The 16,348-nt window shown below is 40.9% G+C and carries 1 protein-coding gene (cut by a window edge); it reads left to right on the plus strand.

Annotated features, from left to right (window positions below):
* Window positions 1–16,331, plus strand: partial view of a non-ribosomal peptide synthase/polyketide synthase gene (locus tag LVD16_RS11085; protein WP_233774008.1) — the 3' portion only. It extends 3,097 nt beyond the left edge of the window; 16,331 of the gene's 19,428 nt are visible here — the last part of the coding sequence; its start codon lies off the left edge, out of view; the stop codon is at window positions 16,329–16,331.
* Window positions 16,332–16,348: the final 17 nt, after the last annotated feature.

Genomic DNA, 16,348 nt, shown 5'->3' on the forward strand with positions numbered 1-16,348 from the left:
TCAGTGTTACCCGCAGTTTTTTCGAGCTGGGAGGTCATTCACTACGGGCAACGGTAATGGTCAATAAGCTGGCAAAAGTTCTAGAGGTATCAGTACCCTTGCAGTCGGTATTCCGTTATCAGGATATTCGTAGCCTTAGTCGCTACATATCAGGTTTAGGAGTTACCTCATATGAGCCTATTCCTATAGCCTCAGAAAAGGCCAGTTATTCCCTGTCTCCCTCTCAGCAGCGGATGTATTTTCTATATGAGTATGACCGTAGCTCTGTAGCTTATAATATGCCCCGAGTTTTACGATTGGGCTCTACGATAAATTTAGATCAGTTAAAGTTGGCTATACATGGTCTGGTTCTTCGTCATGAGATATTACGTACCAGCTTTGAAGAGGATGAAGAAGTTGTATTTCAGCGAGTTCAAAGTGGAGAAGATTTTGCGCTAGAAACTTATAGAGGGAAAGAGTGTGAGATAGACTCAATAGTTTCAGATTTTGTACGTCCTTTTAATTTGAGTGAGAGTCCCTTCCGGGCAGGTTTAATCATTTTAGAAGAAGGGGGTTATATTTTACTCATGGATATGCATCACATAGTAAGTGATGGTGTTTCAGACGGTATACTTGTAGATGACTTTGTGCAGTTATATTCTGGTAATGACTTGCCCGAAGTTCGTCTTCATTACAAGGATTATGCGGAATGGCAGCAGTCAGATTCCCAGCAGTCATTACTAGAGTCCCAACGTACCTACTGGCTGGAGGTTTATTCTGACTCAGTGAGTCCTCTTGAGCTTCCACTGGATTATTCACGTCCAGAAGAGATGAGCTATGCAGGAGGTTTACGCAGTTATAGATTAAGTGAAGATTTGAGTATCGGCCTACGCAAGTTATCAGAAGGGAGTGAAGCTACTATGTTCATGACGTTTTTGTCGTTACTGAATATTTTTCTGAGCAAATTATGTAATCAGTCAGATATAGTAGTAGGTACTCCTGTAGCGGGTCGTCATCATGCAGATCTTGAAGATGTTGTTGGCTTGTTTGTTAACACCTTGCCATTACGTCATCATGTTGAAGGTTCTGGAAGCTTCCGTTCTTTTCTGGAGCATGTAAAAAGCGTTTCATTATCGGGCTTTGCGCATCAGGTTTATCCTTATGAAGAGTTGGTAGATATTCTGCATATACCCCGATCGGTGAACCGTAATCCTTTGTTTGATGTGATGTACTCCTATCATAACCAGGAGTCTTCTAGTGATGTTCAGGGAGATTTGGATGTTTCTCTTTATGAGGGTTCGAGTTCCCGAATTATATCCAAGTTTGATTTAAATTTTTCTATTGTAGATCAGGGGGCACAATTTGAGATTAATCTGATATACAAAACCTCATTATTTTCACCCTCCACGATAGATCGTTTTATGGGTTATATAGATCGTATTATCACTACGGTCATACCGAACCCTGATATACTTTTGAACGATATAGATATTTTATCAGCTTTAGAGCGTGATAAGTTGCTTGAAGATAGCAGAGGAGAGGAAGTGGATTATTCATCAGAGAAGACAGTTCTGGACTTATTTGAAGAGCAGGTATCTCTTACACCGGATCATATATCCTTGGTTTATCATGATCAGGAGTTGACCTACCGTGAATTAGATGCTCGTTCAAACCAGCTGGCTAATTATTTGATTCGAAGAGGTATTACATGCGGAGATATTGTTTGCATATTGTCGGAGCCATCCTTTGATTTTGTAATCGGTATTTTAGGTATATTAAAATGTGGTGCAGCTTTTCTGTCTATAGCTCCAGATTATCCTTATGAGCGAATAAATTATATATTGAAAGATAGTCAGTATAGGTTATTACTGACTCAGTCAAAATTTAGTTTAAAAATTCCTTCATTGGAGAAATATATAAATCTCGATGATCCTTCTTCGTATGATTTATCAGATGATCCATCGCAGATGTTTCCAGCAGCAAAGGATTTGGCTTATGTAATCTATACATCAGGAAGTACGGGGAATCCCAAAGGAGTTATGATCGAACACTCCTCTCTGATGAATTTGTGCAACTGGCATAACTTGCATTTTAATGTAAGTTCATCAGATCGAGCTACAAAATATGCTGGTATTGGTTTTGACGCTTCTATATGGGAAATATTCCCTTACCTAATATTGGGTGCATCTATACATATAATCGATACTTCTATTAAGTATGATGTTCATCAATTAAATAATTATTTTAATGCCAATAATATAACTATATCTTTTTTGCCAACTCAGTTGTGTGAGCAATTTTTGACTTTAACCAATCATTCTCTTCGTGTCCTGCTCACGGGTGGTGATAAGCTAAGGGTAGTGCACAAAAATGATTACAAGTTATATAATAATTACGGTCCAACGGAGAATACTGTTGTTACTACATGTTTTGAAATTGATGATGATTCCTTGGCTTTAGGAAATATACCAATCGGCAGGCCGGTATATAACCACCGGGTTTATATAGTTGATAAGTATGGTAAGCTGTGTGTACGAGGTTCTGTGGGAGAGTTATGTGTAAGCGGACCAGGATTAGCCCGCGGCTACCTAAACAACCCTTCTCTCACACAGGATAAATTTGTAGATAACCCTTATGGATCAGTAGGAGATCGGATGTACCGCACGGGAGACCTTGCCCGTTGGCGTTCAGACGGTGTTCTGGAGTTTATGGGTCGTGTAGACGATCAGGTTAAAGTTCGAGGCTACCGTATAGAGCCAGGCGAGATAGAACACCAGCTACTGTTGCATCCATCTATAGACAGTGCAGTAGTTGTAGCACAGGGAGAGTCAGAGAAGTACCTTGTGGCTTACTATGTATGCTCCTCAGATGTGTCCTCATCAGATCTTAGAGGTCATTTGCAATCTGTTTTACCTGATTATATGGTTCCTCCGCATTATGTACATTTATCACATTTGCCTCTTACTTCCAGCGGGAAGGTAAACAAAAGGGCGCTGCCTATCCCAGATCTTACAGAAGGATCAGACTATGAAGGTGCATCCACGGCCCTGGAGAGTCAGTTGGTAGAGGTTTGGTCAGAAGTATTAAAGTTACCCGCGGCAGATATCAGTGTTACCCGCAGTTTTTTCGAGCTGGGAGGTCATTCACTACGAGCAACGGTAATGGTCAATAAGCTGGCAAAAGTTCTAGAGGTATCAGTACCCTTGCAGTCGGTATTCCGTTATCAGGATATTCGTAGCCTTAGTCGCTACATATCAGGTTTAGGAGTTACCTCATATGAGCCTATTCCTATAGCCTCAGAAAAGGCCAGTTATTCCCTGTCTCCCTCTCAGCAGCGGATGTATTTTCTATATGAGTATGACCGTAGCTCTGTAGCTTATAATATGCCCCGAGTTTTACGATTGGGCTCTACGATAAATTTAGATCAGTTAAAGTTGGCTATACATGGTCTGGTTCTTCGTCATGAGATATTACGTACCAGCTTTGAAGAGGATGAAGAAGTTGTATTTCAGCGAGTTCAAAGTGGAGAAGATTTTGCGCTAGAAACTTATAGAGGGAAAGAGTGTGAGATAGACTCAATAGTTTCAGATTTTGTACGTCCTTTTAATTTGAGTGAGAGTCCCTTCCGGGCAGGTTTAATCATTTTAGAAGAAGGGGGTTATATTTTACTCATGGATATGCATCACATAGTAAGTGATGGTGTTTCAGACAGTATACTTGTAGATGACTTTGTGCAGTTATATTCTGGTAATGACTTGCCCGAAGTTCGTCTTCATTACAAGGATTATGCGGAATGGCAGCAGTCAGATTCCCAGCAGTCATTACTAGAGTCCCAACGTACCTACTGGCTGGAGGTTTATTCTGACTCAGTGAGTCCTCTTGAGCTTCCACTGGATTATTCACGTCCGGAAGAGATGAGCTATGCAGGAGGTTTACGCAGTTATAGATTAAGTGAAGATTTGAGTATCGGCCTACGCAAGTTATCAGAAGGGAGTGAAGCTACTATGTTCATGACGTTTTTGTCGTTACTGAATATTTTTCTGAGCAAATTATGTAATCAGTCAGATATAGTAGTAGGTACTCCTGTAGCGGGTCGTCATCATGCAGATCTTGAAGATGTTGTTGGCTTGTTTGTTAACACCTTGCCATTACGTCATCATGTTGAAGGTTCTGGAAGCTTCCGTTCTTTTCTGGAGCATGTAAAAAGCGTTTCATTATCGGGCTTTGCGCATCAGGTTTATCCTTATGAAGAGTTGGTAGATATTCTGCATATACCCCGATCGGTGAACCGTAATCCTTTGTTTGATGTGATGTACTCCTATCATAACCAGGAGTCTTCTAGTGATGTTCAGGGAGATTTGGATGTTTCTCTTTATGAGGGTTCGAGTTCCCGAATTATATCCAAGTTTGATTTAAATTTTTCTATTGTAGATCAGGGGGCACAATTTGAGATTAATCTGATATACAAAACCTCATTATTTTCACCCTCCACGATAGATCGTTTTATGGGTTATATAGATCGTATTATCACTACGGTCATACCGAACCCTGATATACTTTTGAACGATATAGATATTTTATCAGCTTTAGAGCGTGATAAGTTGCTTGAAGATAGCAGAGGAGAGGAAGTGGATTATTCATCAGAGAAGACAGTTCTGGACTTATTTGAAGAGCAGGTATCTCTTACACCGGATCATATATCCTTGGTTTATCATGATCAGGAGTTGACCTACCGTGAATTAGATGCTCGTTCAAACCAGCTGGCTAATTATTTGATTGAAGTACAGGGAGTTTCTCGCGGAGATATTATCGGGTTGATGGTTGATCGTTGCCCGGAGCTTATAATTGGGATGCTGGGTATCCTGAAATCAGGGTGTACTTATCTTCCTGTTGATATTAGTCAGCCAGAATTACGTATACTGAATCAGCTTGCTGAGAGTGGTTCTGTTCTTTTACTTACAGGTAGCACAGATACATGGTCAGGTAGTAGTATACCGTTGCTGAATATTAATGACCGTTCTATACTTAATTCTTCTATTAGTGCCCCGTGTGTTAGGATATCGGTTACGGATACGGTTTATATTATTTATACATCAGGCAGTACAGGTACTCCTAAAGGGGTTATGATAGGTCATGAAGGGATTGTAAATCTGATAGCTCACCAGAAGAGGTATTTTGGGATATCTGATGATGAGCGTATACTTCAGTTTTCTACGATAATATTTGATGCTTCCGTAGAGCAGATCTGGCTGGCACTATTAAGTGGTTCATCGCTGGTGCTGATCGGTAAAGATGATATTTCAGAGTCAGACAGGTTTAAAAGTTATTTAATTACTCATGGAGTCACCCATTTGCATGCTACACCGTCGTTTCTTGAGAGCATTGATATCGGTGAAGTTCCTACTTTACGCAGGGTAGTTTCCGGAGGAGAGGCTTGCAAAAGAGATCTTTACAACCGGTATAAAGGGCGCTATTTATTTTATAATAAGTATGGACCTACCGAGACAACTGTAACCAGCATTGAATACCATGCAACAGATAGTTCTTCAATCCGTTCAGAACTTCCTATAGGCAAACCTATCCAAAACACACAGGCCTATGTATTGGGTTTGAATTTGGAGGTATTACCAAAGGGTGCTATCGGAGAGCTTTACCTTGGAGGGAAGGGGCTTGCACAGGGCTACCTAAACAACCCTTCTCTCACACAAGATAAATTTGTAGATAACCCTTATGGATCAGTAGGAGATCGGATGTACCGCACGGGAGACCTAGCCCGGTGGGGTTCAGACGGTGTTCTGGAGTTTATGGGTCGTGTAGACGATCAGGTTAAAGTTCGAGGCTACCGTATAGAGCCAGGCGAGATAGAACACCAGCTACTGTTACATCCATCTATAGACAGTGCAGTAGTTGTAGCACAGGGAGAGTCAGAGAAGTACCTTGTGGCTTACTATGTATGCTCCTCAGATGTGTCCTCATCAGATCTTAGAGGTCATTTGCAATCAGTTTTACCTGATTATATGGTTCCTCCGCATTATGTACATTTATCACACTTACCTCTTACTTCCAGCGGGAAGGTAAACAAAAGGGCGCTGCCTATCCCAGATCTTACAGAAGGATCAGACTATGAAGGTGCATCCACGGCCCTGGAGAGTCAGTTGGTAGAGGTTTGGTCAGAAGTATTAAAGTTACCCGCGGCAGATATCAGTGTTACCCGCAGTTTTTTCGAGCTGGGAGGTCATTCACTACGGGCAACGGTAATGGTCAATAAGCTGGCAAAAGTTCTAGAGGTATCAGTACCCTTGCAGTCGGTATTCCGTTATCAGGATATTCGTAGCCTTAGTCGCTACATATCAGGTTTAGGAGTTACCTCATATGAGCCTATTCCTATAGCCTCAGAAAAGGCCAGTTATTCCCTGTCTCCCTCTCAGCAGCGGATGTATTTTCTATATGAGTATGACCGTAGCTCTGTAGCTTATAATATGCCCCGAGTTTTACGATTGGGCTCTACGATAAATTTAGATCAGTTAAAGTTGGCTATACATGGTCTGGTTCTTCGTCATGAGATATTACGTACCAGCTTTGAAGAGGATGAAGAAGTTGTATTTCAGCGAGTTCAAAGTGGAGAAGATTTTGCGCTAGAAACTTATAGAGGGAAAGAGTGTGAGATAGACTCAATAGTTTCAGATTTTGTACGTCCTTTTAATTTGAGTGAGAGTCCCTTCCGGGCAGGTTTAATCATTTTAGAAGAAGGGGGTTATATTTTACTCATGGATATGCATCACATAGTAAGTGATGGTGTTTCAGACAGTATACTTGTAGATGACTTTGTGCAGTTATATTCTGGTAATGACTTGCCCGAAGTTCGTCTTCATTACAAGGATTATGCGGAATGGCAGCAGTCAGATTCCCAGCAGTCATTACTAGAGTCCCAACGTACCTACTGGCTGGAGGTTTATTCTGACTCAGTGAGTCCTCTTGAGCTTCCACTGGATTATTCACGTCCAGAAGAGATGAGCTATGCAGGAGGTTTACGCAGTTATATATTAAGTGAAGATTTGAGTATCGGCCTACGCAAGTTATCAGAAGGGAGTGAAGCTACTATGTTCATGACGTTTTTGTCGTTACTGAATATTTTTCTGAGCAAATTATGTAATCAGTCAGATATAGTAGTAGGTACTCCTGTAGCGGGTCGTCATCATGCAGATCTTGAAGATGTTGTTGGCTTGTTTGTTAACACCTTGCCATTACGTCATCATGTTGAAGGTTCTGGAAGCTTCCGTTCTTTTCTGGAGCATGTAAAAAGCGTTTCATTATCGGGCTTTGCGCATCAGGTTTATCCTTATGAAGAGTTGGTAGATATTCTGCATATACCCCGATCGGTGAACCGTAATCCTTTGTTTGATGTGATGTACTCCTATCATAACCAGGAGTCTTCTAGTGATGTTCAGGGAGATTTGGATGTTTCTCTTTATGAGGGTTCGAGTTCCCATATCATATCCAAGTTTGATTTGAGTCTGTCAGTTTCCGATGTAGGAGACTGTTTTCAAATGGAATTTGAATATAAGAGTTCATTATTTTCACCCTCAACGATAGATCGTTTCATGGGGTACCTTGAGCGAATCATATCCTCCGTATTATCAGAGCCGGGTATTCTGTTGCAGGATATAGATATTTTATCGTCTAGAGAACGAGAGGAGTTACTTGATGATTTTAGTGGTCAGGAATTTTCACATCCTATAGATAAAACAGTTTTAGATTTTTTCAAAAGTCAGGTATCCCAAACTCCAGATAACATAGCACTAATTTATGAAGATATACAGCTAAGTTATAAGGAGCTTGATGATCGGACGAATCAATTGGCTAATTATCTAATTGAGAGAAAAGGGGTTAATATTGAAGATGTTGTAGGTATTTATCTTCGTCGCTCTGAAGAGATTGTCATAGCGATGTTAGGTATCTTGAAATCAGGGGGATCATATGTGCCAATTGATAATGAGTACACTAACGAGCGTGTAAACAAGATTATAAAGGAATCGGGAGCTGGGTGCATCATTACCGATATAGAGGTTGAGATGCTTGAAGGTTTAGATGTTATTTACATAAAAGAAGATCCGATAATTTCAGAGTCTCCATCGACTGCACCTAATGTTTCCATTTCATCCTCGTCATTGGCTTATATAATTTATACTTCAGGTAGTACTGGAGTTCCGAACGGAGTTTTGATAAGCCATAATTCCCTTTTGGATTACAGTCTGACTTTTAAGGAATATTTTTCAATAACGGCGGCTGATCGTGTTATTCAGCAGTCCTCCATAGCTTTTGATACTATAGTTGAAGAAGTTTTCCCAGCTCTTTTATCAGGTGCTTCGATTATTGTTATGCCTAATGGAGGAAGAGATATTGACTACCTGAAGAACTCTATACAGAATCATGGGGCTAATGTTTTAAGTACTACTCCTTTGGTTCTTAGTGAATTAAATACCAGTGCAGCTGAACTTCAGAACTTACGCTTGATTATAAGCGGTGGAGATGTCCTTATTCCTACTTACATTGATAGGCTGATGAATTTTTTTCCTGTTTATAATACTTATGGTCCATCCGAGGCAACCGTTTGTATAACATATAACAGAATTAATAAATTATCTGATACATCCTTAATCGGCAGGCCGGTATATAACCACCGGGTTTATATAGTTGATAAGTATGGTAAGCTGTGTGTGCGAGGTTCTGTGGGGGAGTTATGTGTAAGCGGACCAGGATTAGCCCGCGGCTACCTAAACAACCCTTCTCTCACACAAGATAAATTTGTAGATAACCCTTATGGATCAGTAGGAGATCGGATGTATCGCACGGGAGACCTAGCCCGGTGGGGTTCAGACGGTGTTCTGGAATTTATGGGTCGTGTAGACGATCAGGTTAAAGTTCGAGGCTACCGTATAGAGCCAGGCGAGATAGAACACCAGCTACTGTTACATCCATCTATAGACAGTGCAGTAGTTGTAGCACAGGGAGAGTCAGAGAAGTACCTTGTGGCTTACTATGTATGCTCCTCAGATGTGTCCTCATCAGATCTTAGAGGTCATTTGCAATCTGTTTTACCTGATTATATGGTTCCTCCGCATTATGTACATTTATCACATTTGCCTCTTACTTCCAGCGGGAAGGTAAACAAAAGGGCGCTGCCTATCCCAGATCTTACAGAAGGATCAGACTATGAAGGTGCATCCACGGCCCTGGAGAGTCAGTTGGTAGAGGTTTGGTCAGAAGTATTAAAGTTACCCGCGGCAGATATCAGTGTTACCCGCAGTTTTTTCGAGCTGGGAGGTCATTCACTACGAGCAACGGTAATGGTCAATAAGCTGGCAAAAGTTCTAGAGGTATCAGTACCCTTGCAGTCGGTATTCCGTTATCAGGATATTCGTAGCCTTGGTCGCTACATATCAGGTTTAGGAGTTACCTCATATGAGCCTATTCCTATAGCCTCAGAAAAGGCCAGTTATTCCCTGTCTCCCTCTCAGCAGCGGATGTATTTTTTATATGAGTATGACCGTAGCTCTGTAGCTTATAATATGCCCCGTGTTTTACGATTGGGCTCTACGATAAATTTAGATCAGTTAAAGTTGGCTATACATGGTCTGGTTCTTCGTCATGAGATATTACGTACCAGCTTTGAAGAGGATGAAGAAGTTGTATTTCAGCGAGTTCAAAGTGGAGAAGATTTTGCGTTAGAAACTTATAAAGGGAAAGAGTGTGAGATAGACTCAATAGTTTCAGATTTTGTACGTCCTTTTAATTTGAGTGAGAGTCCCTTCCGGGCAGGTTTAATCATTTTAGAAGAAGGGGGTTATATTTTACTCATGGATATGCATCACATAGTAAGTGATGGTGTTTCAGACGGTATACTTGTAGATGACTTTGTGCAGTTATATTCTGGTAATGACTTGCCCGAAGTTCGTCTTCATTACAAGGATTATGCGGAATGGCAGCAGTCAGATTCCCAGCAGTCATTACTAGAGTCCCAACGTACCTACTGGCTGGAGGTTTATTCTGACTCAGTGAGTCCTCTTGAGCTTCCACTGGATTATTCACGTCCAGAAGAGATGAGCTATGCAGGAGGTTTACGCAGTTATAGATTAAGTGAAGATTTGAGTATCGGCCTACGCAAGTTATCAGAAGGGAGTGAAGCTACTATGTTCATGACGTTTTTGTCGTTACTGAATATTTTTCTGAGCAAATTATGTAATCAGTCAGATATAGTAGTAGGTACTCCTGTAGCGGGTCGTCATCATGCAGATCTTGAAGATGTTGTTGGCTTGTTTGTTAACACCTTGCCATTACGTCATCATGTTGAAGGTTCTGGAAGCTTCCGTTCTTTTCTGGAGCATGTAAAAAGCGTTTCATTATCGGGCTTTGCGCATCAGGTTTATCCTTATGAAGAGTTGGTAGATATTCTGCATATACCCCGATCGGTGAACCGTAATCCTTTGTTTGATGTGATGTACTCCTATCATAACCAGGAGTCTTCTAGTGATGTTCAGGGAGATTTGGATGTTTCTCTTTATGAGGGTTCGAGTTCCCGAATTATATCCAAGTTTGATTTAAATTTTTCTATTGTAGATCAGGGGGCACAATTTGAGATTAATCTGATATACAAAACCTCATTATTTTCACCCTCCACGATAGATCGTTTTATGGGTTATATAGATCGTATTATCACTACGGTCATACCGAACCCTGATATACTTTTGAACGATATAGATATTTTATCAGCTTTAGAGCGTGATAAGTTGCTTGAAGATAGCAGAGGAGAGGAAGTGGATTATTCATCAGAGAAGACAGTTCTGGACTTATTTGAAGAGCAGGTATCTCTTACACCGGATCATATATCCTTGGTTTATCATGATCAGGAGTTGACCTACCGTGAATTAGATGCTCGTTCAAACCAGCTGGCTAATTATTTGATTGAAGTACAGGGAGTTTCTCGCGGAGATATTATCGGGTTGATGGTTGATCGTTGCCCGGAGCTTATAATTGGGATGCTGGGTATCCTGAAATCAGGGTGTACTTACCTTCCTGTTGATATTAGTCAGCCAGAATTACGTATACTGAATCAGCTTGCTGAGAGTGGTTCTGTTCTTTTACTTACAGATAGCACAGGTACATGGTCAGGTAGTAGTATACCGTTGCTGAATATTAATGACCGTTCTATACTTAATTCTTCTGTTAATGCCCCGTGTGTTAGGATATCGGTTACGGATACGGTTTATATTATTTATACATCAGGCAGTACAGGTACTCCTAAAGGGGTTATGATAGGTCATGAAGGGATTGTAAATCTGATAGCTCACCAGCAGAAGTATTTTGGGATATCTGATGATGAGCGTATACTTCAGTTTTCTACGATAATATTTGATGCTTCCGTAGAGCAGATCTGGCTGGCACTATTAAGTGGTTCATCGCTGGTGCTGATCGGTAAAGATGATATTTCAGAGTCAGACAGGTTTAAAAGTTATTTAATTACTCATGGGGTCACCCATTTGCATGCTACACCGTCGTTTCTTGAGAGCATTGATATCGGTGAAGTTCCTACTTTACGCAGGGTAGTTTCCGGAGGAGAGGCCTGCAAAAGAGATCTTTACAACCGGTATAAAGGGCGCTATTTGTTTTATAATGAATATGGACCTACCGAGACAACTGTCACCAGCATTGAATACCATGCAACAGATAGTTCTTCAATCCGTTCAGAACTTCCTATAGGCAAACCTATCCAAAACACACAGGCCTATGTATTGGGTTTGAATTTGGAGGTATTACCAAAGGGCGCTATCGGAGAGCTTTACCTTGGAGGGAAGGGGCTTGCACAGGGCTACCTAAACAACCCTTCTCTCACACAGGATAAATTTGTAGATAACCCTTATGGATCAGTAGGAGATCGGATGTACCGCACGGGAGACCTTGCCCGTTGGCGTTCAGACGGTGTTCTGGAGTTTATGGGTCGTGTAGACGATCAGGTTAAAGTTCGAGGCTACCGTATAGAGCCAGGCGAGATAGAACACCAGCTACTGTTGCATCCATCTATAGACAGTGCAGTAGTTGTAGCACAGGGAGAGTCAGAGAAGTACCTTGTGGCTTACTATGTATGCTCCTCAGATGTGTCCTCATCAGATCTTAGAGGTCATTTGCAATCAGTTTTACCTGATTATATGGTTCCTCCGCATTATGTACATTTATCACACTTACCTCTTACTTCCAGCGGGAAGGTAAACAAAAGGGCGCTGCCTATCCCAGATCTTACAGAAGGATCAGACTATGAAGGTGCATCCACGGCCCTGGAGAGTCAGTTGGTAGAGGTTTGGTCAGAAGTATTAAAGTTACCCGCGGCAGATATCAGTGTTACCCGCAGTTTTTTCGAGCTGGGAGGTCATTCACTACGAGCAACGGTAATGGTCAATAAGCTGGCTAAAGTTCTTGAGGTATCAGTACCCTTGCAGTCGGTATTCCGTTATCAGGATATTCGTAGCCTTGGTCGCTACATATCAGGTTTAGGAGTTACCTCATATGAGCCTATTCCTATAGCCTCAGAAAAGGCCAGTTATTCCCTGTCTCCCTCTCAGCAGCGGATGTATTTTTTATATGAGTATGACCGTAGCTCTGTAGCTTATAATATGCCCCGTGTTTTACGATTGGGCTCTACGATAAATTTAGATCAGTTAAAGTTGGCTATACATGGTCTGGTTCTTCGTCATGAGATATTACGTACCAGCTTTGAAGAGGATGAAGAAGTTGTATTTCAGCGAGTTCAAAGTGGAGAAGATTTTGCGTTAGAAACTTATAAAGGGAAAGAGTGTGAGATAGACTCAATAGTTTCAGATTTTGTACGTCCTTTTAATTTGAGTGAGAGTCCCTTCCGGGCAGGTTTAATCATTTTAGAAGAAGGGGGTTATATTTTACTCATGGATATGCATCACATAGTAAGTGATGGTGTTTCAGACGGTATACTTGTAGATGACTTTGTGCAGTTATATTCTGGTAATGACTTGCCCGAAGTTCGTCTTCATTACAAGGATTATGCGGAATGGCAGCAGTCAGATTCCCAGCAGTCATTACTAGAGTCCCAACGTACCTACTGGCTGGAGGTTTATTCTGACTCAGTGAGTCCTCTTGAGCTTCCACTGGATTATTCACGTCCAGAAGAGATGAGCTATGCAGGAGGTTTACGCAGTTATATATTAAGTGAAGATTTGAGTATCGGCCTACGCAAGTTATCAGAAGGGAGTGAAGCTACTATGTTCATGACGTTTTTGTCGTTACTGAATATTTTTCTGAGCAAATTATGTAATCAGTCAGATATAGTAGTAGGTACTCCTGTAGCGGGTCGTCATCATGCAGATCTTGAAGATGTTGTTGGCTTGTTTGTTAACACCTTGCCATTACGTCATCATGTTGAAGGTTCTGGAAGCTTCCGTTCTTTTCTGGAGCATGTAAAAAGCGTTTCATTATCGGGCTTTGCGCATCAGGTTTATCCTTATGAAGAGTTGGTAGATATTCTGCATATACCCCGATCGGTGAACCGTAATCCTTTGTTTGATGTGATGTACTCCTATCATAACCAGGAGTCTTCTAGTGATGTTCAGGGAGATTTGGATGTTTCTCTTTATGAGGGTTCGAGTTCCCGAATTATATCCAAGTTTGATTTAAATTTTTCTATTGTAGATCAGGGGGCACAATTTGAGATTAATCTGATATACAAAACCTCATTATTTTCACCCTCCACGATAGATCGTTTTATGGGTTATATAGATCGTATTATCACTACGGTCATACCGAACCCTGATATACTTTTGAGCGATATAGATATTTTATCAGCTTTAGAGCGTGATAAGTTGCTTGAAGATAGCAGAGGAGAGGAAGTGGATTATTCATCAGAGAAGACAGTTCTGGACTTATTTGAAGAGCAGGTATCTCTTACACCGGATCATATATCCTTGGTTTATCATGATCAGGAGTTGACCTACCGTGAATTAGATGCTCGTTCAAACCAGCTGGCTAATTATTTGATTGAAGTACAGGGAGTTTCTCGCGGAGATATTATCGGGTTGATGGTTGATCGTTGCCCGGAGCTTATAATTGGGATGCTGGGTATCCTGAAATCAGGGTGTACTTACCTTCCTGTTGATATTAGTCAGCCAGAATTACGTATACTGAATCAGCTTGCTGAGAGTGGTTCTGTTCTTTTACTTACAGATAGCACAGGTACATGGTCAGGTAGTAGTATACCGTTGCTGAATATTAATGACCGTTCTATACTTAATTCTTCTGTTAATGCCCCGTGTGTTAGGATATCGGTTACGGATACGGTTTATATTATTTATACATCAGGCAGTACAGGTACTCCTAAAGGGGTTATGATAGGTCATGAAGGGATTGTAAATCTGATAGCTCACCAGCAGAAGTATTTTGGGATATCTGATGATGAGCGTATACTTCAGTTTTCTACGATAATATTTGATGCTTCCGTAGAGCAGATCTGGCTGGCACTATTAAGTGGTTCATCGCTGGTGCTGATCGGTAAAGATGATATTTCAGAGTCAGACAGGTTTAAAAGTTATTTAATTACTCATGGGGTCACCCATTTGCATGCTACACCGTCGTTTCTTGAGAGCATTGATATCGGTGAAGTTCCTACTTTACGCAGGGTAGTTTCCGGAGGAGAGGCCTGCAAAAGAGATCTTTACAACCGGTATAAAGGGCGCTATTTGTTTTATAATGAATATGGACCTACCGAGACAACTGTCACCAGCATTGAATACCATGCAACAGATAGTTCTTCAATCCGTTCAGAACTTCCTATAGGCAAACCTATCCAAAACACACAGGCCTATGTATTGGGTTTGAATTTGGAGGTATTACCAAAGGGCGCTATCGGAGAGCTTTACCTTGGAGGGAAGGGGCTTGCACAGGGCTACCTAAACAACCCTTCTCTCACACAGGATAAATTTGTAGATAACCCTTATGGATCAGTAGGAGATCGGATGTACCGCACGGGAGACCTTGCCCGTTGGCGTTCAGACGGTGTTCTGGAGTTTATGGGTCGTGTAGACGATCAGGTTAAAGTTCGAGGCTACCGTATAGAGCCAGGCGAGATAGAACACCAGCTACTGTTGCATCCATCTATAGACAGTGCAGTAGTTGTAGCACAGGGAGAGTCAGAGAAGTACCTTGTGGCTTACTATGTATGCTCCTCAGATGTGTCCTCATCAGATCTTAGAGGTCATTTGCAATCTGTTTTACCTGATTATATGGTTCCTCCGCATTATGTACATTTATCACATTTGCCTCTTACTTCCAGCGGGAAGGTAAACAAAAGGGCGCTGCCTATCCCAGATCTTACAGAAGGATCAGACTATGAAGGTGCATCCACGGCCCTGGAGAGTCAGTTGGTAGAGGTTTGGTCAGAAGTATTAAAGTTACCCGCGGCAGATATCAGTGTTACCCGCAGTTTTTTCGAGCTGGGGGGTAACTCTATAAATGCAATGAAACTAATTTCTAAGATAAAAAATGTCCTCAAAGAGAATGTCGCTTTAAAAGATATATTTCATTATCAAACGATTAGAAGTTTGTCTGAAAATATCGAAAATATTCAATCTGAAGAAAATTTGGTGATTAGATTAAATGAGATAAAACAAGAGCATCGTAGTGCATTTTTTGTGCCACCTATAGTTGGATCATCTACTATATTTAAATCCTTGGCTCTCTTGCTTAATGAGCATTTCAACGCATATGGATTTCAATATAAAGGTTTTGATTATGATGAATCATTTAGCAGAAGTATCGAAGAGATGGCACAAACCTATGTAACCTTAATTGAAAAAGTCAAACCTGATAGAAATATTTCACTTATAGGGTATTCAATGGGAGCTATTGTGGCTTTTGAAATGACCAAATTATTAGAAGATCTGGGATATAATGTAGTGTTAGTATTGCTAGATAGATATCCCTATCAGGAAATTGAACATGTTAGTGATCAGTCTCTTGAAAAGATAGTTAAAAATGAGTTGCGAGACTGGTTACATGATCTTGAAAATAGTCAGCTAGAAAGACTCGAAAATCTCATTAAGAATAACATCAGAATTCAGGACGGGTATAGTGTGAGCGGCAAAATAAAAGGCAAAATAATCGCAGTGGAAGCAAAAGGGAATTCAAATCAGGGAAGAATGAGGGAATGGAGAGATTTATCTGAAGGGGGATTTGACCATCATTTTATTGATGCTGATCATTACAGTGTATTAAGAGAAGAAAATTTAATTAAAATCTCCAATTTAATTTTGAGGGAAATTTCCCAATACGCCTGAATGATATAAAATGAAAT

Origin of the sequence: Fulvivirga ligni (assembly GCF_021389935.1) — a bacterium.
In the GTDB taxonomy this organism is placed as follows: domain Bacteria; phylum Bacteroidota; class Bacteroidia; order Cytophagales; family Cyclobacteriaceae; genus Fulvivirga; species Fulvivirga ligni.